This window comes from Streptomyces yangpuensis (genome assembly GCF_001005295.1).
Taxonomy (GTDB): domain Bacteria; phylum Actinomycetota; class Actinomycetes; order Streptomycetales; family Streptomycetaceae; genus Streptomyces; species Streptomyces yangpuensis.
In genome coordinates, this window is record NZ_LBMK01000002.1 from 1,021,852 (window position 1) to 1,045,075 (window position 23,224).

Sequence of the window (23,224 nt, forward strand, 5' to 3'; positions counted from 1 at the left end):
ACGAAACCCCCACGGAGCACACCTTGACCAGCAGCACTGCGCAGACCCCGGCGTCCGGCGGCGGATCCTCGCCCCAGCCCGACCACCTCGGCCACGTCATCTTCATCACGGCGGCCGCTGCCATGGGCGGCTTCCTCTTCGGGTACGACAGCTCCGTCATCAACGGCGCCGTCGTCGCCATCCGCGAACGCTTCGACGTCGGCTCGGAGGCGCTCGCCCAGGTGATCGCCGCCGCGCTGATCGGCTGCGCCATCGGCGCCGCCACCGCGGGCCGGCTCGCCGACCGGATCGGCCGAATCCGCTGTATGCAGATCGCGGCCGTCCTCTTCACCGCCAGCGCCATCGGCTCGGCCCTGCCCTTCGCCCTCTGGGACCTCGCCATGTGGCGTGTGATCGGCGGCTTCGGCATCGGCATGGCCTCCGTCATCGGCCCGGCCTACATCGCCGAAGTCTCCCCGCCCGCCTACCGCGGCCGGCTCGCCTCCTTCCAGCAGGCCGCCATCGTCATCGGCATCGCCGTCTCCCAGCTCGTCAACTGGGGCATCCTCAACCTCGCCGACGGCGACCAGCGCGGCGAGCTCGGCGGCCTGGAGGCCTGGCAGTGGATGCTGGGCGTCATGGTCGTCCCGGCCGTGCTCTACGGCCTGCTGTCCTTCGTCATCCCGGAGTCCCCGCGCTTCCTGGTCTCCGTCGGCCGTACCGCCGAGGCCAAGAAGGTGCTGGCCGAGGTCGAGGGCTCGAAGGCCGACCTGGACGGGCGCGTCCGCGAGATCGAGCACGCGATGCACTCCGAGACCAGGTCCACCTTCAAGGACCTGCTCGGCGGCCGCTTCGGCTTCCTGCCCATCGTCTGGATCGGCATCGGCCTCTCGCTCTTCCAGCAGCTCGTCGGCATCAACGTGATCTTCTACTACAGCTCCTCGCTGTGGCAGTCCGTCGGCATCGACCCGACCAGCTCGTTCCTCTACTCCTTCACCACGTCGATCATCAACATCGTCGGCACGGTGATCGCGATGATCTTCGTCGACCGGATCGGCCGCAAGCCCCTCGCCCTCATCGGTTCGGCGGGCATGGCCATCTCCCTCGGCCTGTGCGCGTGGGCGTTCTCCTTCACCTCCGGCACCGGCGACGACATCACCCTGCCCGACGCCCAGGCCGCGGTGGCCCTGGTCGCCGCGCACACCTTCGTGCTCTTCTTCGCCCTGTCCTGGGGCGTGGTGGTCTGGGTGCTGCTCGGCGAGATGTTCCCCAACCGCATCCGCGCCGCCGCACTCGGCGTCGCCGCCTCCGCCCAGTGGATCGCCAACTGGGTCATCACCGTCTCGTTCCCGTCCCTGTCGGACTGGAGCCTGTCCGGTGCCTACGTGATCTACACCGTCTTCGCACTGCTCTCGATCCCGTTCGTCCTCAAGTGGGTGCCGGAGACCAAGGGCAAGGCGCTGGAGGAGATGGGGTAACCATCCCCGCCACCACCCCTTCTCCTCGGTACTGCCCCGGCTCAGCCCTTGAGCCGGGGCAGTACCTGTTCGCACAGCAGGTGCAGGCTGCGCCAGCCCTCGTCCAGCGGCATCCCGCCGCACAGCGGGTGCAGCACCAGGTTCCCCGCCTCCCCCGCGCCCCGGCCGTACGCGACCGCCTCGTCCGGGGTCAGCACCCGGTAGACGCCCTCCGCACGCAGCTCCGCCACCGAGCGCGCCGCCGACCGTACGGCGCTGCGGATGTCCTTGGACTGCCACGACGCGTACATGCCCGCCTCGTGCAGGAAGTGCCTCCCGTACTCGGCCCACACCCGGTCGGGGTCCTCCGCGATGTGCAGCAGCGGAGTCTCGGCCGCCGGCATCATGCAGAAGCCCTCCGTGCCGTACTCCGCCAGCTTCGCCATGTAGTACGCCTCCAGCTCCGGCAGGTGCGCGCTGGGGAAGAAGGGCAGCCCGAGCCGGGCCGCGCGCCGAGCTGCCGCCTCCGAGCTGCCGCCCACCAGCAGCAGCGGGTGCGGCCGGGTGAAGGGCGCCGGGGTGACCCGTACCGTGCGCCCGCGGAATTCGAAAGGTTCGCCGGTCCACGCCTTCAGCAGGGTCTCCAGCAGCTCGTCCTGGAGCCGGCCGCGCCGGCCCCACTCCACACCGTGCTGCTCGTACTCCTCGGGCCGGTAGCCGATGCCCGCGACGGTGACCAGGCGTCCGCCGCTCAGCAGGTCGAGGACGGCGATGTCCTCGGCGGCCTTCAGCGGGTCGTACAGCGGGCCGATGATCGCCGAGACGGTGACGGCGATCCGGCGGGTCGCACCGAAGACCGCGCCCGCGAAGGCGAAGGGGGAGGGCAGCCAGTTGTTGTCCGTGCCGTGGTGCTCCTCGGTCTGGACGGTGTCGATCCCGCGGTCGTCCGCGTAGCGGGCCATCTCCAGCGCGGCCCTGTAGCGGGCGGAGAGGGACTCGGGCGTGCCGTTCGGGTCGACGAGATTGAACCGGGCCACGGTGATGGGCATGGAGAAGTCCCCCTTCGCCGGATGGGTCGCACTGGCGAAGGGGGACGCTAGCTGACGCGACGTCAGTTGGACAGGGATCCGGCGGGCTCGGGCTCGGGCATCTGCTCCGGCGTGGGAGCCGGACCGGTGGGCGCCGTCCGCGGCAGTACGGCGTACAGCGCGCCGGAGGTCACGATCCCGGCCACCCAGCCGAGGCCGTTCCGGCCGATCCAGGTGTCGGCGAGCGGCCCGCCGAACCAGTCCACCTCGGTGAAGAGCAGCCCCACCACCAGGGCGATCGCCCACGCCGTCATGGCTTGCCAGGCGAAGCCGCCCCTGTACCAGTAGGCGCTGGTCCGCGTGGTGTCCAGCAGCGCGGGCCCGTCGTAGCTCGTGCGGCGCAGCATGTCCACGCCGAAGACGCCGATCCACGCGGAGAAGGCCACCGCCAGCAGGGTCAGGAAGGAGATGAAGGAGCCGAAGAAGCTGGTCGCGACCACCATCAGCAGGAAGCCGAAGACCAGGCTGATGACCGCGTTGACGCTGACCGCCCAGGCCCGCGGGACCTTGATGCCCAGGGTCTGCGCGGTGAAGCCGGCCGAGTACATGGACATCGAGTTGATCAGCAGCATGCCGACGAGCGCGATCAGCAGGTACGGGACCGCGATCCAGGTGGGCAGCAGCTCACCGATGAAGGAGACCGGGTCCTGGGCGGTGGCCAGGTCCGGGGTGCCCACGGCCATGACCGCGCCCATCAGGACCATCGGGAGCACGACGACGCCGGCGCCGCCGATCGTCGCGCCGACCATGCCCTTCGAGGAGGCGGTGCGCGGCAGGTAGCGGGTGAAGTCGGGGCCCGAGGGCACCCAGCTGATGCCGCCGGCCGCGATCGTGCCGATGCCCGCGACCATCATCGCGGTGGAGCCGGCCGGCTTGCCGAGGACGGCTGCCCAGTCCGTCGTGAAGAGCAGGTAGCCGAGGACGAGCAGGCTGAAGCCGCCGAAGAGGTACGTCGACCACGTCGAGCACACCCGCAGCGCGCTGATGCCGAGGCCCGAGACCACGAAGGTGCAGCCCACGAAGAACAGCAGGGTCACCACGATGAGGGTGGTGTTGCTCTTGATCCCGAAGAGCAGGTCGAGCACGGTCAGCACGGCGTAGGCGCCGCTGACCGCGTTGATCGTCTCCCAGCCCCAGCGGGCCACCCAGATCAGCGCGCCCGGGAAGAGGTTGCCGCGCTGCCCGAATACCGCCCGCGAGAGGGCCATGCCGGGAGCCCCGCCGCGCTTGCCCGCGATCGAGATCAGGCCGACGATCCCGTACGAGACCACCGGCGCGGCGACGGCGACGACGAGCACCTGCCAGATGTTCAGCCCGTTGAAGATCACCAGCCCCGCGCCCATGGTCAGCAGCAGCACGCTGATGTTGGCGGCGACCCAGGTGGGCACCAGCTCGCGGACCCTGCCGCCGCGCTCGTCGTCCGGGACGGGCTCCAGACCGCGGGTCTCTATCGCGGTGTCGTTTCCGCCGTCGGCGGGCTCGGCAGGCATGCGGCTGCTCCCTGGGAGGTGTGAGGGGAAGTCGCTCATCATCGTAGATCTGCCGCTAAAACCACAAACAGAGGCTTACGTCCTGGTCGGAGCGCCCGGGTTCCCGGCTCCGAGGCGGCCGTGGCCGATACTGGGGGGGTTATGGACATCCTCATCCTTGCTGTAGTCATCGCCCTGGTCGCGGTCGGCGTGATCAGCGGGCTCGTGGTCAGCAGCCGCAAGAAGAAGCAGCTGCCGCCCCCGGCACCGCCGAGCACGCCGACCATCACTGCCCCGCCTGCCGAGCCGCAGGTGGGGGAGGACGCCGTAGAGACGGCGGAAGAGCCGCGCCGCACGATCGAGGAGGTCGGACTCCCGGAGGCCGAGGCCCCCGTCGAAGCGCCGACCGCCGAGCCGGAGGCCCCGGCCGCGCCCGCGATCGAGGTGCCCGAGCCCACCGCCGGCCGACTGGTCCGGCTGCGCGCCCGCCTCGCCCGGTCGCAGAACTCCCTCGGCAAGGGGCTGCTCACGCTGCTCTCGCGCGAGCACCTCGACGAGGACACGTGGGAGGAGGTCGAGGAGACCCTCCTCGTCGCCGACGTCGGCGTCGTGCCCACCCAGGAACTCGTCGAGCGGCTCCGCGAGCGGGTCAAGGTCCTCGGTACCCGCACCCCGGCGGACCTGCGCGCCCTGCTCAAGGAAGAGCTGCTGACGCTGGTCGGCACCGACTTCGACCGCGCCGTGAAGACGGAGAGCGGCGAGGACACCCCGGGCGTGATCATGGTCGTCGGTGTCAACGGCACCGGCAAGACCACCACCACCGGCAAGCTGGCCCGGGTGCTCGTCGCCGACGGCCGCAGCGTGGTGCTCGGCGCCGCCGACACCTTCCGCGCCGCCGCCGCCGACCAGCTGCAGACCTGGGGCGAGCGCGTCGGCGCCCGTACCGTGCGCGGCCCGGAGGGCGGCGACCCGGCCTCGATCGCCTACGACGCGGTCAAGGAGGGCATCGCCGAGGGCGCCGACGTCGTGCTCATCGACACCGCCGGCCGCCTCCACACCAAGACCGGCCTGATGGACGAGCTCGGCAAGGTCAAGCGCGTCGTCGAGAAGCACGGCCCGCTGGACGAGATCCTGCTGGTCCTGGACGCCACCACCGGGCAGAACGGCCTGACCCAGGCGCGGGTCTTCGCGGAGGTGGTGGACATCACCGGCATCGTGCTGACCAAGCTCGACGGCACGGCCAAGGGCGGCATCGTCGTCGCCGTCCAGCGCGAACTGGGTGTCCCGGTCAAGCTCGTCGGTCTCGGTGAGGGCGCGGACGACCTGGCCCCGTTCGAGCCCGAGGCCTTCGTGGACGCCCTGATCGGCGACTGAGCGCGGCCTTCCGTACGCACCGGTGCCCCCGCCTTCCGTGAGGAACGCGGGGGCACCGGTGCGTACGGGACCCTCAGCGGCGGAACCGGTGGCAGATGTACGCCAGCGTGCCCAGCAGCAGCCGGGCCTGCGGCGGGCCCCCGGCGCAGTCGAGGGCGGGCGGCCGCAGCCAGCCGGTCCGGCCGAGCCCGGCCCGGTCGGAGGGCGGGGCCGTCACGAAAGCCCCCGGGCCCAGGGCACGCAGGTCCAGGTCGGCGTCGTCCCAGCCCATCCGGTACAGCAGCTGCGGCAGCTCCGCAGCCGCGCCGGGGGCCACGAAGAACTGCGCCCGGCCGTCCGCGGTGACGATGACCGGGCCGAGCGGCAGGCCCATCCGCTCCAGCCGCACCAGGGCGCGCCGTCCGGCCTCCTCGGACACCTCGATGACGTCGAAGGCGCGGCCCACCGGGAGCAGGATCGCGGCCCCCGGACAGCCGGCCCAGGCCTCGGTGACCTCGTCGAGGGTGGCGCCGGCCGGGACCGTCGGGGCGAAGGGCAGGGGGTGCGCTCCGGGCGCGGCGCACCGGCCGTCCCCGCAGGAGCAGTCGCGGGAGGGCGCCGCGGCGCGCGCCCCGGGGACCACGTCCCAGCCCCACAAGCCGGTGTACTCCGCCACCGCCGTGCACTCCGAGGTCCGGCCGCGGCGCCGGGTACCGGAACGGAACTCCTTGGTGCCGCGGCTGCCGCCGATCGTGAAGCCCATGCCCATGCCCATGCCCCCTCCAACGGGTCGGACGCGCCGGTGGTTACGACGCCTGTGGTGAGGACGTCAGAGTGCCCGCCGCCGGCGACCGCGCGACGTTCCGCCGCGCGGTCGCCGGGGGAGTGTCCGCCGCACCCGCCCGGCGCACTCCTCGCCGCGCGCGCCCCGAGCGCACTCCAGTCCAACCGCTCCGTTTCACCTTCGTGTCAAGTGAATCGCGCCTGGCCGGTGGCTAGTTCATTCGAAGGGGTGGCGAATGGTGGCGTTTCCGCGAACGACCTCGCCGAAGGGGTGATCGTAGGATTACTTTCGGTGCACGAACCCCGAGGCGGGCCCGTGCGTGGTTATGCCGGAGGCAATGCGTGAAGGACCTGTGAAGGTCCGTGGAGACGCTCGGCGTCCCGGCCAGGGTTTCGTAAGGAAGAGGCTGAGCGGATGGGGGCGTTCCAGTGAGCGGCAACGGCGCAAGCGGAACGATCGAGGATGCTGCTGCGCGGAACGACCAGCTGACCTCGTGGTTCGTCCGCAGCGGCTGGTCGAAGGGCGAACTGGCCCGACAGGTCAACCGCAGGGCCCGGCAGATGGGCGCCCACCACATCAGCACGGACACCTCCCGGGTGCGCCGCTGGCTGGACGGCGAACAGCCCCGCGGGCCCGTCCCGCGCATCCTGTCCGAGCTGTTCTCCGAGCGCTTCGGCTCCGTCGTCGCCATCGAACAGCTCGGCCTGCGCACCGCCCACCAGACCCCCTCGGTCTCCGGGGTGGACCTCCCCTGGGCGGGCCCGCAGACCGTCGAACTGCTCGGCGAGTTCTCCCGCAGCGACCTGATGCTGGCGCGCCGCGGCTTCCTCGGGACCTCCCTCGCGCTCTCCGCCGGTCCCGCCCTCATCGAGCCCATGCAGCGCTGGCTCGTCCCGGCCCCGGCCGCCGACCCGGGACCGCGCGGGGCGGGGCCGACGGGGGCCCTCGGCGGCCACCGCCCGCCCCGGCTCTCCGAACCGGAACTCGACCTCCTCGACGCCACCACGGTGATGTTCCGCCAGTGGGACGCCCAGTGCGGCGGCGGCCTGCGCCGCAAGGCCGTCGTGGGCCAGCTCCACGAGGTGACCGACCTGCTCCAGGAGAACCACCCCGCCCCCGTCATGAAGCGGCTGTTCAAGGTCGCCGCAGAACTCGCCGAGCTGGCCGGCTGGATGAGCTACGACATCGGCCTGCACCCCACCGCGCAGAAGTACTTCGTCCTCGCCCTGCACGCTGCCAAGGAGGCCGGGGACAAGCCCCTGGGCTCGTACATCCTGTCCAACATGAGCCGCCAGATGATCCACCTGGGCCGGCCCGAGGACGCCCTCGAACTCATCCACCTCGCGCAGTACGGCAGCCGCGACTGCGCCGGCCCGCGCACCCAGGCCATGCTGTATGCGATGGAGGCCCGCGCCTACGCCAACATGGGCCAGCCCAGCCGCTGCAAGCGGGCCGTGCGGATGGCCGAGGACACCTTCTCCGACGTGGGCTTCGCGGACGAGCCGGAGCCCGACTGGATCCGCTTCTTCTCCGAGGCCGAGCTGAACGGCGAGAACTCCCACTCCTACCGGGATCTGGCCTATGTCGCCGGGCGCAGCCCCATGTACGCCTCCCTCGCCGAACCCGTCATGGAACGCGCCGTCGAGCTCTTCGAGAAGGACCCGGAGCACCAGCGCTCCTACGCCCTCAACCTCATCGGCATGGCCACCGTCCACCTGCTCCAGCGCGAGCCCGAGCAGGCCGCGGCCCTCGTCGACCGGGCCCTCGACGTGGCGGGAAAGGTGCGCTCCGAACGGGTGAACACCCGCCTCCGCAAGACCGTCGACAGCGCCGCCCGTGAATACGGCGACGTCGCCGAGGTGGTCCGGCTCACCGACCACCTCGCCTCACGGCTCCCCGAAGCCGCGGAGGCCGTCTGACGGCCCGAGCGGCCGCCCCCCAAGGCTCCGGCCGCGGCAGTCACCCCGTGAAGCCCGATCAGGCTCCCCCAGCCAGGACGTCCGGGTCACTGCCGCGGCCGGTCACCCCTTTGCGCCTAAGCTGGCGCCGCTCTCGCGGAGTGGGTTGCCCGTCGTCGTGGTGGCTCAACTGATGGTTGCCGTGTTCATCGCCGCGTAACAGCACAGACCTCTTCGTCACGGCCGCGAAACATCGGGCGGCGCCGCCGGAAACCGGCCTGCGCGAATCTCATGGCCAATAACCGGCCAGTTCCTTCTGCCGCCGCTCAGGTTTTCACGATCGCCCGCACGCGAACGTACCGACGACGAGGAGACGCCGATGGCATCAGCCATCACGACCCTCGCTGCAGACGCCCCGACGCTGTCTGCCGCGAACACCGGGTTCATGCTCATCTGCTCCGCCCTGGTCATGCTGATGACCCCGGGACTCGCCTTCTTCTACGGAGGCATGGTCCGCGTCAAGAGCAGCCTCAACATGCTGATGATGAGCTTCATCAGCCTCGGGATCGTCACGATCCTCTGGGTGCTCTACGGCTTCAGCCTCGCCTTCGGCACCGACTCCGGCTCCCTCATCGGCTGGAACTCCGACTACGTGGGCCTCAGCGGCATCGGGATCACCGAGCTCTGGGACGGCTACACCATCCCGGTCTACGTCTTCGCCGTCTTCCAGCTGATGTTCGCCGTCATCACCCCGGCCCTGATCAGCGGCGCCCTCGCCGACCGCGTCAAGTTCAGCGCCTGGATCCTCTTCACCGCCCTCTGGGTCACCGTCGTCTACTTCCCCGTCGCCCACTGGGTCTGGGGCGCCGGCGGCTGGCTCTTCGAGATGGGCGTCATCGACTTCGCCGGCGGCACCGCCGTCCACATCAACGCGGGCGCCGCCGCCCTCGGCGTCATCCTCGTGATCGGCAAGCGCGTCGGCTTCAAGAAGGACCCGATGCGCCCGCACAGCCTGCCCCTCGTGATGCTGGGCGCCGGTCTCCTCTGGTTCGGCTGGTTCGGCTTCAACGCCGGCTCCTGGCTGGGTAACGACGACGGCGTCGGCGCGGTCATGTTCGTCAACACCCAGATCGCCACCGCAGCCGCCATGCTCGCCTGGCTCGCCTACGAGAAGCTGCGCCACGGCTCCTTCACCACCCTGGGTGCCGCCTCCGGCGCGGTCGCCGGCCTCGTCGCCATCACCCCCGCGGGCGGTGCGGTCAGCCCGCTCGGCGCAATCGCCGTCGGCGCCATCGCCGGTGTGCTGTGCGCCATGGCCGTGGGCCTCAAGTACAAGTTCGGCTACGACGACTCCCTCGACGTCGTCGGCGTCCACCTCGTCGGCGGTGTCGCCGGCTCCCTGCTCGTCGGCCTCTTCGCCACCGGCGGGGTCCAGTCCGACGTCGCCGGCCTCTTCTACGGCGGCGGCCTGGAGCAGCTCGGCAAGCAGGCGATCGGCGTCTTCTCCGTCCTCGCCTACTCTCTGGTGGCATCCGCGGTGCTCGCCCTCCTCCTCGACAAGACGATCGGGATGCGGGTCCCCGAGGACGACGAGGTCACCGGCATCGACCAGAGCGAGCACGCCGAGACCGCCTACGACTTCAGCGGAGCCGGCGGCGGAGCGGCCGCGCGGAGCACCGCCGCCCCCACCCCCTCCGCCGCGAGCAAGAAGGTTGACGCATGAAGCTGATCACCGCGATCGTCAAGCCGCACAAGCTGGACGAGATCAAGGAAGCACTCCAGGCCTTCGGAGTGCAGGGCCTCACGGTCAGCGAGGCCAGCGGCTACGGCCGTCAGCGCGGTCACACCGAGGTCTACCGGGGCGCCGAGTACCAGGTCGACCTCGTCCCCAAGATCCGCATCGAGGTGCTGGTCGAGGACTCCGACGCCGAGGAACTCATCCGGGTCGTCGTGAGCGCCGCTTCCACCGGCAAGATCGGTGACGGCAAGGTGTGGAGCGTCCCCGTGGACTCGGTCGTCCGGGTCCGCACCGGCGAGCGCGGCGCGGACGCGCTGTAGCGAGGGGAGTTCCCGGGTGACGAGCGTCGAGAACACCACGGACCACACGGCCGACCCGGGACCCAGCGGATACGCCGCGGCCCGGCTGCGACTCCTCCAGGAGGAGTCGCGGTCCGGGCCCTCGCGGCGTTCCGCCCTGGCCGGGCTGACCGACGCATGGCTGAACGCCCTCTTCGCCGCCGCCGCACGGGAGACAGGCGTCCGCGGCGCCACCCTCGTGGCCGTGGGCGGCTACGGCAGGGCCGAACTCTCCCCGCGCAGCGACCTCGACCTCCTGCTGCTGCACGACGGCAAGGCCGAGCCCGCGGCGCTCGGCGCACTGGCCGACCGCCTCTGGTACCCGGTGTGGGACCTCGGCGTCGCCCTCGACCACTCCGTACGCACCCCCGCCGAGGCCCGCCGGACGGCCGCCGAGGACCTCAAGGTCCACCTGGGCCTGCTGGACGCCCGCACCGTCGCGGGCGACGCCGGTCTCCTCGCCGGCCTGCGGACCGCCGTGCTGGCCGACTGGCGCAACCAGGCCCCCAAACGCCTCCCGGAGCTGCACTCCCTGTGCCGCGAGCGCGCCGAGCGGGCCGGGGAACTGCGCTTCCTGCTCGAACCCGACCTCAAGGAGGCCCGCGGCGGCCTCCGGGACGTCACCGCGCTGCGGGCCGTCGCCGCCTCCTGGCTCGCGGACGCCCCGCGCGAAGGCCTCGCCGAGGCCCGGCGGCGGCTCCTGGACGCGCGCGACGCCCTCCACCTGGTCACCGGCCGCGCCACCGACCGGCTCTCGCTCCAGGAGCAGGACCAGGTCGCGGCGCAGCTCGGGCTGCTCGACGCCGATGCACTGCTGCGCGAGGTGTACGAGGCCGGGCGCGTGGTCGCGTACGCCGGCGACGTGACCTGGCGCGAGGTCGGACGGGTGCTGCGGGCCCGCGCCGCCCGGCCCAGGCTGCGCGGGCTGCTCGGCGGCCGCGGCACCACCGCCGCCCCCCGGGCACCCCTCGCCGAAGGCGTGGTGGAGTCCGACGGGGAGGCCGTCCTGGCCCTGGCCGCCCGCCCGGACCGCGACGCCGTCCTGGCCCTGCGCCTGGCCGCTGCGGCCGCGCAGGCCGGACTGCCCGTGTCACCACACGCCGTACGCCGACTCGCCCAGCAGGGGAAGGCACTGCCGGTGCCCTGGCCGGCCGAGGCCCGGGAACAGCTGCTCACGCTCCTCGGCGCGGGCGAGCCGACCGTGGCCGTCTGGGAGGCCATGGAGGCGGAAGGACTGATCACCCGGCTGCTCCCCGACTGGGAGCGGGTGCGCTGCCGCCCGCAGCGCAACCCCGTCCACACCTGGACCGTGGACCGGCACCTCATCGAGACGGCCGTGCGGGCCGCGGCCCTCACCCGCCGGGTCGGCCGCCCCGACCTGCTGCTGATGGCCGCGCTCCTGCACGACATCGGCAAGGGCTGGCCGGGCGACCACTCCGTGGCCGGGGAGACCATCGCCCGGGACGTCGCCGCACGGGTCGGCTTCGACGCCCGGGACGCCGCCGTGCTGGGCGCGCTCGTACGGCACCACCTGCTCCTGATCGACACCGCGACCCGGCGGGACCTGGACGACCCGGCCACCGTCCGCTCGGTCGCCGAGGCCGTCGGATCGGTGGGCACCCTGGAGATACTGCACGCCCTGACCGAGGCGGACGCCCTGGCCACCGGGCCGGCCGCCTGGAGTGCCTGGCGCGGCTCGCTCGTCGCCGACCTCGTCGCCCGCGTCGCCGCCCTGCTGCGCGGAGCGGCCCCCGCCGAACGGGAACCGGAGATCCCGAGCGCCGAGCAGGAACGCCTCGCGGTGGAGGCACTGCGCACCGGCGAGCCGGTCCTGGCGCTCCACACCCGCCAGGAGGAGGACGCGGTTGGCGTGGAGCTGGTCCTGGCCGTCCCCGACCAGCCGGGCGTCCTCCCGGCCGCGGCCGGGGTGCTGGCCCTGCACCGGCTCACCGTACGGGCGGCGGACCTGCGCTCCGTGGAGCTCCCGGACCGCCTCGGCGAGGTTCTCGTGCTGCGCTGGCGGGTGGCCGCCGAGTACGGGGCGCTGCCCGAGGCCGCACGGCTGCGCACCGACCTCGTGCGCGCCCTGGACGGCTCGCTGGACGTCCCGGCGAAGCTCGCGGACCGGGAGGCGGCCTACCCGCGTCGGCGCGGGGTCGTCCCGCCGCCGCCCCGGGTCACCGTCGTGCCCGACGTCTCCTCACTGGCCACGGTGCTGGAGGTACGGGCACCCGACGCCGTCGGCCTGCTGCACCGGATCGGCCGGGCCCTGGAGACGGCGGGCGTCAGGGTGCGCAGCGCCCACGTCTCCACGCTGGGCGCCAACGCCGTGGACACCCTGTACGTGACCACCCCGGAGGGCAAACCCCTGGACACCGCGGAGGCGGCCGCTCTGGCGGCGGCGGTGGAGTCGGCCCTCGCGTAGCCGGGTACGGCGCCGCTGCGCGGGGCTCCGCCCCCGGACCCCGAGCAGCGGCGGAACCGTACAGGGAGCAGGCAGGTCCCCGGACGGGGGAAGGGCCCGATACCCTGGGGGACGACCACAACGCCCCCGACCCGAGGAATCGCGACCACCGTGTTCGATACGCTCTCCGACCGCTTGGCGAATACCTTCAAGGGCCTGCGCGGCAAAGGCCGGCTGTCCGAGGCTGACATCGACGCGGCGGCCCGGGAAATCCGTATCGCGCTCCTCGAGGCCGACGTCGCCCTCCCCGTCGTCCGCTCCTTCATCGCGAACGTCAAGGAACGCGCGCGCGGCGAAGAGGTCAGCAAGGCGCTGAACCCGGGCCAGCAGGTCCTGAAGATCGTCAACGAGGAGCTCGTCACCATCCTCGGTGGCGAGACCCGGCGGCTGCGCTTCGCCAAGACCGCCCCCACCGTGATCATGCTCGCCGGCCTCCAGGGCGCCGGTAAGACCACCCTCGCCGGAAAGCTCGGTCTCTGGCTGAAGGGGCAGGGCCACGCCCCGCTCCTCGTCGCGTGCGACCTCCAGCGCCCGAACGCCGTCAACCAGCTCTCCGTCGTCGCCGACCGCGCGGGCGTGGCCTTCTACGGCCCCCAGCCCGGCAACGGCGTCGGCGACCCGGTCCAGGTCGCGAAGGACTCCGTCGAGTACGCGCGCACCAAGCAGTTCGACATCGTCATCGTCGACACCGCCGGCCGCCTCGGCATCGACGCCGAGCTGATGCAGCAGGCCGCGGACATCCGCGACGCCGTCAGCCCGGACGAGATCCTCTTCGTCGTCGACGCCATGATCGGCCAGGACGCGGTCAACACCGCCGAGGCCTTCCGCGACGGCGTCGGCTTCGACGGCGTGGTGCTCTCCAAGCTCGACGGCGACGCCCGCGGTGGTGCCGCGCTCTCCATCGCTCACGTCACCGGCAAGCAGATCATGTTCGCCTCGAACGGCGAGAAGCTCGACGACTTCGACGCCTTCCACCCCGACCGCATGGCGGGCCGGATCCTCGACATGGGTGACATGCTCACCCTCATCGAGCAGGCCGAGAAGACCTTCTCGCAGGCCGAGGCCGAGAAGATGGCGGCCAAGCTCGCCAAGGGCCCCAAGGAATTCACGCTCGACGACTTCCTCGCCCAGATGGAGCAGGTCCGCAAGATGGGCTCCATCTCCAAGCTGCTCGGCATGCTGCCCGGCATGGGGCAGATCAAGGACCAGATCAACAACATCGACGAGCGTGACGTCGACCGCACCGCCGCGATCATCAAGTCGATGACCCCGGCCGAGCGCCAGGACCCGACGATCATCAACGGCTCGCGCCGCGCCCGTATCGCCAAGGGCTCCGGCACCGAGGTCAGCGCCGTCAAGTCGCTGGTCGAGCGGTTCTTCGACGCCCGCAAGATGATGTCCCGCATGGCCCAGGGCGGCGGCATGCCCGGCATGCCGGGCATCCCCGGGATGGGCGGCGGCCCCGGCCGGCAGAAGAAGCAGGTCAAGCAGGCCAAGGGCAAGCGCAAGAGCGGCAACCCGATGAAGCGCAAGCAGGAGGAGGCCGCTGCCGCGGCCCGCCGCGAGCAGGGCCCGCAGACGGCCGACCCGGCGGCCGCGTCCAACCCGTTCGGCCTCCCCGCCGGCGGCCAGGGCGGTCAGGACTTCGACCTGCCGGACGAGTTCAAGAAGTTCATGAAGTAGCGGGCGGACCGCCGCGACGAAGGGCCCCACCGGGCACGGGCACCGGCCCGCACGGCCGGGGCCCTTCGTCGCGCCGTTACACGGCGGCGGTTACGCCACCCGGGCGATCACATACCGGAAGATGTTCGGCAGCCACACGGTGCCGTCGGGTCGCTCGAAGGGATGAAGCGCCTCCGCGAGTTCCTTCTCCGCCAGCGAGGCATCGGACGCGCCGTCGTACAGCCCCGTCGAGAGCAGCCCCCGCACCGCGCTGTCCACGTCCGCGTAGCCGAACGGGCAGAAGACCCGCCCTGATCCGTCCGGCCGCAGCCCGGCGCCCTCCACGAGGGCGTCCAGATCCCGCGGCGCGGGCCCGCCGCCCAGCACCGAGGGCACCGTGCAGCGCTCCGCCGGCCCCCAGCCGGCGAGCACCACGGCGCCGCCGCGTCTCACGGCCGGCAGGGCCGCGGCCAGGGCGGCCGGGGTGGGGGAGAAGGCCAGCAGGGCGTCGTAGGGGCGGGCCGCCCCGGACGCCGCCGGCGGCTCCGCCAGTACCTCCAGCAGCCGCTCACGGGCCAGTGCCCGCCGGGCCGGGTCCCCCTCCACGCCCGTGGCCGCGGCTCCCCGCGCGGCCGCCAGCAGCAGGGGCAGGCCGGCCCCGCAGTCGAGGCCCAGCAGCCGGTCGCCCGGCCCGACCTCCAGCCGGTCGTAGACCGCCTCGTACAGCGGTACCAGCATCCGTTCCTGGATTTCCGCCCAGTCCCGGGCGACGAGCGTCGCGGTCGGCGTCGGTGTCATCGAATGAGCGCTCCTGATTCCGTGTCGCCCCCCAGCCCCCGTTGCCAGAGAACTCCCCATTCGCCCCCGCGTCCAGAGGAGCGCGGCACCCGATTCACGCATCCTGTGCCGGGCGCCGTACGATTCGCGGCATGGCAAAGGCACCCGTTCTCACCCCGCAGGCGGAGGATTTCCCCCGCTGGTACCAGGATCTGATCAACAAGGCCGAGCTGGCCGACAACGGTCCGGTCCGCGGCACCATGGTCATCCGACCGTACGGCTACGGCCTGTGGGAGCGGATGCAGCAGGAGATGGACGCCCGCATCAAGGACCAGGGCGCCCAGAACGCGTACTTCCCCCTCTTCATCCCGCAGTCGTACCTGACGAAGGAAGCCGAGCACGTCGAGGGCTTCGCCCCCGAGCTCGCGGTCGTCACGCACGGCGGCGGCAAGGAGCTGGAGGAGCCGGTCGTCGTCCGGCCCACGTCCGAGACGATCATCAACGACTACTTCTCCAAGTGGGTCCAGAGCTACCGCGACCTGCCCCTGCTGATCAACCAGTGGGCCAACGTGGTCCGCTGGGAGATGCGTCCCCGCGTCTTCCTCCGCACGAGCGAGTTCCTCTGGCAGGAGGGCCACACCGCCCACGCCACCTACGAGGACGCCCGCGACTACGCCGCCCGCATCCACCGCGATGTCTACGGCGACTTCATGACGAACGTGCTCGGCATCGACGTCGTGCTCGGCCGCAAGACCGCCAAGGAGCGCTTCGCCGGCGCCATCAACACCCTCACCCTCGAGGGCATGATGGGCGACGGCAAGGCCCTGCAGATGGGCACCAGCCACGAGCTCGGCACCAACTTCGCCAAGGCCTTCAACACGCAGTACCTGTCGAAGGAGGGCAAGCAGGAGCTCGTCTGGCAGACCTCGTGGGGCGTCTCGACCCGCATGGTGGGCGGTCTGATCATGTCCCACGGTGACGACAACGGCCTGCGCGTCCCGCCGCGTCTCGCGCACGTCCAGGTCGTCGTCATGGCGATCAAGGGTGACGAGGCCGTCGCCAAGGTCCGCGAGCTGGGCGACCGGCTGAAGGCCGCCGGCATCCGCGTCCAGGTCGACGACCGCGTCGACACCCCCTTCGGCCGCCGCGCCGTGGACTGGGAGCTCAAGGGCGTTCCGGTCCGCATCGAGATCGGCCCCCGCGACCTGGAGGCCGGCACCGCGATGCTGGCCCGCCGGATCCCGGGCGGCAAGACCCCGGTCCAGATCGACGCGCTCGTCGACCTGCTGCCCAAGGTGCTGGACGAGGACCAGGCGCAGCTGCTGCGCGAGTCCCGCGAGCGCCGCGAGGCCCGTACGTCCGACGTCGCGACCATCGAGGAGGCCGCCGAGGCCGCCGTCGCCGGCGGCTGGGCCCGGATCCCGTGGGCCGACCTCGGTCCGGAGGGTGAGGCGAAGCTGGCCGAGCAGGCCGTTTCCGTGCGCTGCCTGGTGGCCGAGGACGGGTCCGTCCCGGACGCCGACGACGCTCCCGGTACCCTCGCGATCGTGGCGCGCTCGTACTGATCTCGCCGTCGAAGCCTTCCGGGCCCCGGCGTGCGGCTGGTGCCGCGCGCCGGGGCCGGTGCTTTTTTGGTCGACGTTACGTACCGACTCCTCCTGAGTTCGGCGCACCCGTCCTCGTCGGGACGCATCAGACTGAACTGACTGGTACGTGCAAAAAATTTGGAATGGCCCGGAATCGGAACACCCGGGCACCTCGGCTCGTTGTCACGACGTGAGCACGACACCACCTGTTCTCGCCGCAGAGCTGGCGCAGGCGTGGGCCGACATTCAGCGGTACCACCCCGAGCTGCCCGACCTTGCCGCGCCCGAGTCCCTGATCGGAGAGTCCTCGTCCGCCTGTGGCGCCGAGCTCTCCTTCGAGCGTCTGCTGCACGAGGCAGTCCACGGCATCGCGGCCGCCCGCGGTGTCCGTGACACCTCCCGCGCAGGCCGCTACCACAACCGCAGATTCCTCGCGATCGCCGAGGAGATGGGGCTGGACCACTCCGACGAGCCGCACGCCAGCAGCGGCTTCTCGCTGGTCACGCTCAATCCGGAGGCGAAGCGGCGCTACCGCCCCACCATGGAGCGGCTGCAGCGCGCGCTGAAGGCGCACACGGCCGCCACCGCCGCCGACACCAAGCGCTCCTTCCGCGGGCCCGCCGCCCGGCACGGTTCCTCGGGCGGCGGCGTGCGCGTCAAGGCGGTCTGCGACTGCGGGCGCAACGTACGGGTCGTCCCCTCCGTGCTCGCTCAGGCGCCGATCGTGTGCGGCGGCTGCATGAAGCCCTTCCGGATTCCCGAAGTCGCCATCGCGGCGGCCTCCTGACCGCGCTCCCGCCCGCCGCCGGGACCACCGTCCCGCGGCGCGGAGGCCGCCGGGCCCCCGCCCCCACCGGGGCGGCCGCCGCCGGCGCACGCGCGGAGACGTGAGCGGGCCGCCGGCGGCAGTCCGTCCTGCCCACCCGGCCGAAGACGCCGCAGGCGTATGGCACAATGACTAGCTGTACTCGACAGTCGCACAGGACCCCTCTCTCCTCCGGCTGACGCGTCCATCGGGCACCCGAGTACCGCAACCCCACGTGGCATCTCATGTGCCCAACCACGTCAAGTTCAGGAGACACCACTCCAGTGGCAGTCAAGATCAAGCTCAAGCGCCTCGGTAAGATCCGCTCTCCCCACTACCGCATCGTCGTCGCCGACGCCCGCACCCGTCGGGACGGCCGCGCGATCGAGGAGATCGGCATCTACCAGCCGACCTACAACCCGTCGCGCATCGAGGTCAACGGTGAGCGCGCCCAGTACTGGCTCTCCGTCGGCGCCCAGCCGACCGAGGCCGTCCTCGCCATCCTGAAGCTCACCGGTGACTGGCAGGCGCACAAGGGCCTCCCGGCCCCCGCGCCGCTGCTGCAGCCGGCCACGAAGGAAGACAAGCGTCGCTCCTTCGACGAGTTCGCCAAGGCCCTCGAGGGCATCGGCGAGGGCAAGGGCGAGGCCATCACGCAGAAGAAGAAGGCCGACAAGAAGGCGGACGAGGCCGAGGCCGCCGCCGAGTCGACCGAGGCCTGAGCATGCTCGAGGAGGCTCTTGAGCACCTCGTAAAGGGCATTGTGGACAACCCCGACGAAGTGCAGGTCGCCTCGCGCAACCTGCGCCGCGGGCAGGTGCTCGAGGTCCGGGTCCACCCGGACGACCTCGGCAAGGTGATCGGCCGCAACGGCCGCACCGCACGTGCCCTGCGTACCGTCGTGGGCGCCATCGGCGGCCGGGGGATCCGCGTCGACCTCGTCGACGTGGACCAGGTCCGCTGAGCAGTTGAAACACCGGCACGGGCCGGGGAGGGCATACGTGCCCGCCCCGGCCCGTCGTCGTCTGAACAGGAGAGGCACAGACAGTGGAGCTGGTAGTCGCGCGGATCGGCCGCGCCCACGGCATCAAGGGTGAGGTCACCGTCGAGGTGCGCACGGACGAGCCGGAACTGCGGCTCAGCCCCGGTGCCGTGCTGCGCACCGAACCGGCTGCGGCGGGCCCGCTGACCATCGAGACGGGCCGGGTGCACAGCGGCCGGCTGATGCTGCGCTTCGCGGGCGTCAAGGACCGCACCGCAGCGGAGTCGCTCCGCAACATCCTCCTCATCGCCGACGTGGACCCGGCGGAGCTGCCCGAGGAGGAGGACGAGTACTACGACCACCAGCTGATGGACCTGGACGTGGTGCTCGAGGACGGCACCGAGATCGGCCGGATCACCGAGATCTCCCACCTGCCCTCGCAGGACCTCTTCATCGTCGAGCGCCCCGACGGCACCGAGGTGATGATCCCCTTCGTCGAGGAGATCGTCGCCGAGATCGACCTGGAGGAGCAGCGCTGCGTCATCACCCCGCCGCCCGGGCTGATCGACGACCGCGCCGAGATCGCCTCCGCCCGTGACGCCGAGGCCGCGAACTCCGAGGCCATGCGCTCCGAGGCCGCGAGCTCCGAGGGCGACGCCTGATGCGGCTCGACGTCGTCACGATCTTCCCCGAGTACCTGGAACCGCTGAACGTCTCCCTCGTCGGCAAGGCCCGCGCCCGCGGCCAGCTCGACGTGCACGTCCACGACCTGCGGGACTGGACCCACGACCGGCACAACACGGTCGACGACACCCCGTACGGCGGCGGCCCCGGCATGGTCATGAAGACCGGGCCGTGGGGCGAGGCGCTGGACGAGACGCTGGCCGATGGCTACGAGGCCGGCGCGCACGGCCCGGTCATCGTGGTCCCCACGCCCAGCGGCCGTCCGTTCACCCAGGAACTCGCCGTCGAGCTCTCCGAGCGGCCGTGGCTGATCTTCACGCCCGCCCGCTACGAGGGCATCGACCGCCGGGTCATGGACGAGTACGCCACCCGCATGCCGGTGTACGAGGTCTCCATCGGCGACTACGTCCTGGCCGGCGGCGAGGCGGCCGTCCTGGTCGTCACCGAGGCCGTGGCGCGGCTGCTGCCCGGAGTGCTCGGCAATGCCGAGTCCCACCGGGACGACTCCTTCGCGCCCGGCGAGATGGCGAACCTGCTGGAGGGGCCCGTCTACACCAAGCCGCCCGTGTGGCGCGGCCGGGACATCCCCGACGTCCTCCTCAGCGGCCACCACGGCAGGATCGCCCGCTGGCGCCGGGACGAGGCCTTCCGCAGGACCGCGAGCAACCGCCCCGACCTGATCGAGCGCTGCGAGGCCTCCGGCTTCGACAAGAAGGACCGCGAGATCCTCTCCATCCTGGGCTGGCAGCCGTCCCCGGACGGCCGATTTTGGCGCAGGCCGCAGGCCGTGGAAGAATAGGCGGCTGCTGTGTGCTCGCCGGACGCCCCTGCCACAGGGGGACCGTCGGCCGCCGAGTGGCACGGCTCCCGAATTCTCTACGGAAACCCGCACTGGCGACCTGTGGCGTCATGCGAAGAAAGCAGACGAAGAACATGTCTCACCTGCTCGATGGCGTCAACGCCGCCGCGCTCCGCTCGGACGTCCCGGCCTTCCGCCCGGGTGACACGATCAACGTGCACGTCCGCGTGATCGAGGGCAACCGCTCCCGTATCCAGCAGTTCAAGGGTGTCGTCATCCGCCGCCAGGGCGCCGGTGTCTCCGAGACCTTCACCGTTCGCAAGGTCTCCTTCAGCGTCGGCGTGGAGCGTACCTTCCCGGTCCACTCCCCGATCTTCGAGAAGATCGAGCTCGTCACCCGCGGTGACGTCCGCCGTGCGAAGCTGTACTACCTCCGTGAGCTCCGCGGCAAGGCCGCGAAGATCAAGGAGAAGCGCGACAAGTAAGGTCGCCACCGGTGTCCGGGGATGGCCGGATAGGCTCGCCCCCGATGGACACCGAAGCACCTCACACGCAGCGCGGTCACTCTTCCCCCCGCGAGGGGGAGGGGTGGCCGCGTTCTGCGTTCTCCCGGACGACCGACGGGGCCGGGCCCGGACGGCGGCAGCCGACCTGGCGCCGGGCCGGAGTGCTCGGCGTGATCTGCACGGTCTTCCTGCTGCTGCTCAGCAATTTCGTGGTTCAGCCCTTCCTGATCCCGAGCCGTTCCATGGAGCCCACGTTCCAGGTCGGGGACCGGGTACTGGTGAACAAGCTGGCGTACCGTTTCGGTGATCAGCCGCGCCGCGGGGACGTCGTGGTCTTCGACGGCACGGGATCCTTCGTACGGGAGCGGCCGGACGGCAGCCCGGTCGGCGCCCTGGTGCAGGGCGCCGCCTCGGCGCTGGGGCTCGCGGAGCCCTCCGACACCGACTTCGTGAAACGGGTGGTGGGCGTGGGTGGTGACGACGTGGTCTGCTGCGACGCGGGCGGCCGGGTCTCGGTCAACGGCGTTCCGCTGGACGAGCCGTACCTGTACCCCGGGGACGCGCCCTCGACGGTGCCCTTCCGGATCGTCGTGCCGCTGGGGACCCTGTGGGTGATGGGCGATCATCGTTCCCAGTCCCGGGACTCGCGGGACCACCTCGGGGAACCGGGCGGGGGGATGGTGCCGGTGGAGAAGGTGATCGGGCGGGCCGACTGGATCGGCTGGCCGGTTTCGCGCTGGGGTGCCGTCGGCGGCGGCCATGGGTAGCCGCGGACGGCCGAAGGGCCGACGGGAGCGGGAAGCGGAGCCCAGCGGACGCGCGAGGGCCCGGCGGGAACGCGAGCCGGAGCCGGACTTCGGCGGTACGCCGAGGGACCGGTGGGAGCCCGAGCCGGAGCCGGACTTCGGCGGTACGCCGAGGGACCGGTGGGAGCCCGAGCCGGAACCGGAGCCGCGCGGGAGGCCGCGGGGCCGACGGGAGCGCGAGCCCGAACCGGAGCCGCGCGGCAGGACCCGGGGCCGGCGGGAGCCGGAGCCGGAACCGGTCGCGGCGGAGGGGGGCCGGGCCCATCGGCGCCGGCTCGCCCGCAAGGTCCGGCGGCGCCGCCGCACGCGCCGGGCCGGCGAGCTGCCCCTGCTCGTGGTGGTGGCGCTGTGCATAGCCCTGCTCCTCAAGACCTTCCTGGTGCAGGCCTTCTTCATTCCGTCGGGCTCGATGGAACAGACCATACGGATCGGCGACCGGGTCCTCGTGGACAAGCTGACCCCGTGGTTCGGCTCCAAGATCGAGCGCGGCGACATCGTCGTGTTCAAGGACCCCGGCGGCTGGCTCAGGGGCGAGGCGGCCCGGCCCCCCAAGGACCCGATCGTGGTCAAGCAGATCAAGCAGGCCCTGACCTTCATCGGCCTGCTGCCCTCGGCCGACGAACAGGACCTGATCAAGCGCGTCATCGGCGTCGGCGGGGACACCGTCAAGTGCTGCGACGCCCGGGGCCGGGTCACCGTCAACGGCTCGCCGCTCGACGAGCCGTACGTCAAGCCGGGCAACACCCCCTCCGACATCCCTTTCGAAGTGGAGGTGCCGGCCGGGAGGATCTTCGTGATGGGTGACCACCGAGCGAATTCGGCCGATTCCCGCTTCCATCTCGACGAGGCCTTCGAGGGCACGATCGACGAGAAAGGCGTCGTGGGGGAGGCCGTGGTGATCGCCTGGCCCTTCGGGCACTGGACCCGTCTGGAGCAGCCCGCGACCTTCCGCATGGTGCCGGACCAGGCACGCCGTGAGGGACGCGGCCGCAGGCGACGCCGGACGGGCACACCGTTCGCATAGTGTGTCCTCGGTCTCCCGAGCCTTAGGGAACTCCCGCTCGTTAAGGGAGGGGAGGGCCCGTGTCCGGTTCGGCGCGGGCGGTGATCGTGAGTGAGGAGTGGATGTGGGGGACGTGGCGGTAGGCGCACGGTCCGGACGCGACGAAGGCGAGGAGCGGCCGGACGACGCCGTCGCGCGAGAGGCCGAGGAGGACGGCGCTCTGGAGACGCCGCACCGCTCCTTCTGGAAGGAGCTCCCGCTCCTCATCGGCATCGCCCTGCTGCTGGCCCTGCTGATCAAGACCTTCCTGGTCCAGGCGTTCTCGATCCCCTCCGACTCCATGCAGGACACCCTGCAGCGGGGGGACCGGGTGCTGGTCGACAAGCTCACGCCGTGGTTCGGCTCCGAGCCGGAGCGGGGCGAGGTCGTGGTCTTCCACGACCCGGCGAACTGGCTCTCGGGCGAGCCCACGCCGGAGCCGAACATCGCCCAGAAGGTGCTCAGCTGGATCGGCCTGATGCCCTCCGCCGAGGAGAAGGACCTGATCAAGCGGACCATCGCCATCGGTGGTGACACGGTCGAGTGCAAGAAGGGCGGACCGGTCGTCGTCAACGGCAAGGCGCTCGACGAGCCGTACATCTACCCCGGCAACACCGCGTGCGACGACGCTCCGTTCGGCCCGCTCAAGGTGCCCCAGGGCAAGATCTGGGTGATGGGCGACCACCGGCAGAACTCCCAGGACTCCCGCTACCACATGCAGGACTCCACCGGGGGCTTCGTGCCGGTCGACAAGGTCGTCGGGCGGGCCGTCGTGATCGCGTGGCCGGTCACCCGCTGGTCCACCCTGCCGATCCCGGACACCTTCGACCAGCCGGGCATCGGCAACCAGGCCGCGGCCACCGCGCTCGGCCTCGGGGCCGCCGGACTGGCGCCGGTCGGGCTGGGCCCGGCCGCGCTGGGGCTCACCGGAGCGGTCCCGCTCGTGATGTGGCGCCGCCGGAGGCTGACCAGCGGCCGTACCGACGGGTAGGGTGCCGCCCAGGTCG

At 71.7% G+C, this 23,224-nt stretch carries 21 protein-coding genes; 17 read left to right on the forward strand and 4 right to left on the reverse strand.

The window, feature by feature from the left end:
• Positions 1 to 23 precede the first annotated feature (23 nt).
• Complete coding sequence (locus AAT21_RS09985; protein WP_046776311.1) at positions 24 to 1,457, forward strand: sugar porter family MFS transporter; 1,434 nt, start codon at positions 24 to 26, stop codon at positions 1,455 to 1,457.
• 41 nt (positions 1,458 to 1,498) lie between these two features.
• Here AAT21_RS09985 and AAT21_RS09990 read toward each other — a convergent pair whose 3' ends face one another.
• The gene (locus AAT21_RS09990; RefSeq protein ID WP_046776312.1) at positions 1,499 to 2,485 is read right to left on the reverse strand and encodes an LLM class flavin-dependent oxidoreductase; all 987 of its coding nucleotides are present in this window, start codon (positions 2,483 to 2,485) and stop codon (positions 1,499 to 1,501) included.
• 62 nt (positions 2,486 to 2,547) lie between these two features.
• Positions 2,548 to 4,014, reverse strand: coding sequence for a purine-cytosine permease family protein (locus AAT21_RS09995; RefSeq protein ID WP_046776313.1), 1,467 nt, complete (start codon positions 4,012 to 4,014; stop codon positions 2,548 to 2,550).
• Between the two features lie 141 nt (positions 4,015 to 4,155).
• Between AAT21_RS09995 and ftsY the strand changes: the two genes are divergently transcribed.
• Positions 4,156 to 5,367, forward strand: coding sequence for a signal recognition particle-docking protein FtsY (gene ftsY, locus AAT21_RS10000; RefSeq protein ID WP_046776314.1), 1,212 nt, complete (start codon positions 4,156 to 4,158; stop codon positions 5,365 to 5,367).
• 73 nt (positions 5,368 to 5,440) lie between these two features.
• On the opposite strand, the gene AAT21_RS10005 is transcribed toward ftsY, so the two are convergent.
• A complete protein-coding gene (locus AAT21_RS10005; protein WP_046777215.1) occupies positions 5,441 to 6,109 on the reverse strand; it encodes a bifunctional DNA primase/polymerase in 669 nt (222 codons plus the stop codon).
• A gap of 449 nt (positions 6,110 to 6,558) precedes the next feature.
• Here AAT21_RS10005 and nsdA point away from each other — a divergent pair, with 449 nt between their 5' ends.
• The 5 genes from nsdA to ffh all read left to right on the forward strand — a co-directional run bounded on the left by nsdA (position 6,559) and on the right by ffh (position 14,251).
• Positions 6,559 to 8,049 (forward strand): transcriptional repressor NsdA, encoded by a 1,491-nt coding sequence (gene nsdA / locus AAT21_RS10010; protein ID WP_046776315.1) that lies wholly within the window; start codon positions 6,559 to 6,561, stop codon positions 8,047 to 8,049.
• A 358-nt stretch (positions 8,050 to 8,407) separates the two neighbouring features.
• Positions 8,408 to 9,751 (forward strand): ammonium transporter, encoded by a 1,344-nt coding sequence (locus AAT21_RS10015; protein ID WP_046776316.1) that lies wholly within the window; start codon positions 8,408 to 8,410, stop codon positions 9,749 to 9,751.
• A complete protein-coding gene (locus AAT21_RS10020; protein WP_030844530.1) occupies positions 9,748 to 10,086 on the forward strand; it encodes a P-II family nitrogen regulator in 339 nt (112 codons plus the stop codon). The genes AAT21_RS10015 and AAT21_RS10020 overlap by 4 nt, the downstream gene beginning before the upstream one ends.
• Positions 10,087 to 10,102: 16 nt before the next feature.
• Complete coding sequence (locus tag AAT21_RS10025) at positions 10,103 to 12,529, forward strand: [protein-PII] uridylyltransferase (RefSeq protein WP_046776317.1); 2,427 nt, start codon at positions 10,103 to 10,105, stop codon at positions 12,527 to 12,529.
• A 150-nt stretch (positions 12,530 to 12,679) separates the two neighbouring features.
• Positions 12,680 to 14,251: a signal recognition particle protein gene (gene ffh / locus AAT21_RS10030; protein ID WP_046776318.1), complete on the forward strand. Its 1,572-nt coding sequence runs from the start codon at positions 12,680 to 12,682 to the stop codon at positions 14,249 to 14,251.
• Between the two features lie 90 nt (positions 14,252 to 14,341).
• On the opposite strand, the gene AAT21_RS10035 is transcribed toward ffh, so the two are convergent.
• Positions 14,342 to 15,028: a methyltransferase type 11 gene (locus AAT21_RS10035; protein WP_046776319.1), complete on the reverse strand. Its 687-nt coding sequence runs from the start codon at positions 15,026 to 15,028 to the stop codon at positions 14,342 to 14,344.
• A 131-nt stretch (positions 15,029 to 15,159) separates the two neighbouring features.
• On the opposite strand from AAT21_RS10035, the gene proS reads away from it, so the two are divergent.
• From proS to lepB (AAT21_RS10085), 10 genes are all read left to right on the forward strand, one after another.
• Positions 15,160 to 16,572, forward strand: coding sequence for a proline--tRNA ligase (gene proS / locus AAT21_RS10040; protein WP_046776320.1), 1,413 nt, complete (start codon positions 15,160 to 15,162; stop codon positions 16,570 to 16,572).
• 211 nt (positions 16,573 to 16,783) lie between these two features.
• Positions 16,784 to 17,380, forward strand: a complete 597-nt coding sequence (locus tag AAT21_RS10045; RefSeq protein ID WP_031148710.1) for a hypothetical protein — start codon at positions 16,784 to 16,786, stop codon at positions 17,378 to 17,380.
• 302 nt (positions 17,381 to 17,682) lie between these two features.
• Complete coding sequence (gene rpsP, locus AAT21_RS10050) at positions 17,683 to 18,120, forward strand: 30S ribosomal protein S16 (RefSeq protein WP_030031059.1); 438 nt, start codon at positions 17,683 to 17,685, stop codon at positions 18,118 to 18,120.
• A 2-nt stretch (positions 18,121 to 18,122) separates the two neighbouring features.
• Entirely contained in the window at positions 18,123 to 18,362 is a 240-nt protein-coding gene (locus AAT21_RS10055) for an RNA-binding protein (RefSeq protein WP_030011889.1), read from the forward strand.
• Between the two features lie 83 nt (positions 18,363 to 18,445).
• Positions 18,446 to 19,042 carry a ribosome maturation factor RimM gene (gene rimM, locus AAT21_RS10060; protein ID WP_046776321.1) on the forward strand — a complete coding sequence of 199 codons (597 nt, stop codon included), beginning with the start codon at positions 18,446 to 18,448 and terminating at the stop codon, positions 19,040 to 19,042.
• Positions 19,042 to 19,863: a tRNA (guanosine(37)-N1)-methyltransferase TrmD gene (gene trmD, locus AAT21_RS10065; RefSeq protein WP_046776322.1), complete on the forward strand. Its 822-nt coding sequence runs from the start codon at positions 19,042 to 19,044 to the stop codon at positions 19,861 to 19,863. The genes rimM and trmD overlap by 1 nt, the downstream gene beginning before the upstream one ends.
• Before the next feature lie 134 nt (positions 19,864 to 19,997).
• Entirely contained in the window at positions 19,998 to 20,348 is a 351-nt protein-coding gene (rplS, locus tag AAT21_RS10070) for a 50S ribosomal protein L19 (protein ID WP_030823745.1), read from the forward strand.
• A gap of 44 nt (positions 20,349 to 20,392) precedes the next feature.
• A complete protein-coding gene (gene lepB / locus AAT21_RS10075; RefSeq protein WP_046776323.1) occupies positions 20,393 to 21,136 on the forward strand; it encodes a signal peptidase I in 744 nt (247 codons plus the stop codon).
• On the forward strand, positions 21,129 to 22,199 hold the full coding sequence (lepB, locus tag AAT21_RS10080; protein WP_046777216.1) for a signal peptidase I: 1,071 nt from the start codon (positions 21,129 to 21,131) through the stop codon (positions 22,197 to 22,199). The genes lepB (AAT21_RS10075) and lepB (AAT21_RS10080) overlap by 8 nt, the downstream gene beginning before the upstream one ends.
• A gap of 112 nt (positions 22,200 to 22,311) precedes the next feature.
• Positions 22,312 to 23,208, forward strand: a complete 897-nt coding sequence (lepB, locus tag AAT21_RS10085; protein ID WP_046777217.1) for a signal peptidase I — start codon at positions 22,312 to 22,314, stop codon at positions 23,206 to 23,208.
• The last annotated feature ends 16 nt before the right edge of the window (positions 23,209 to 23,224 follow it).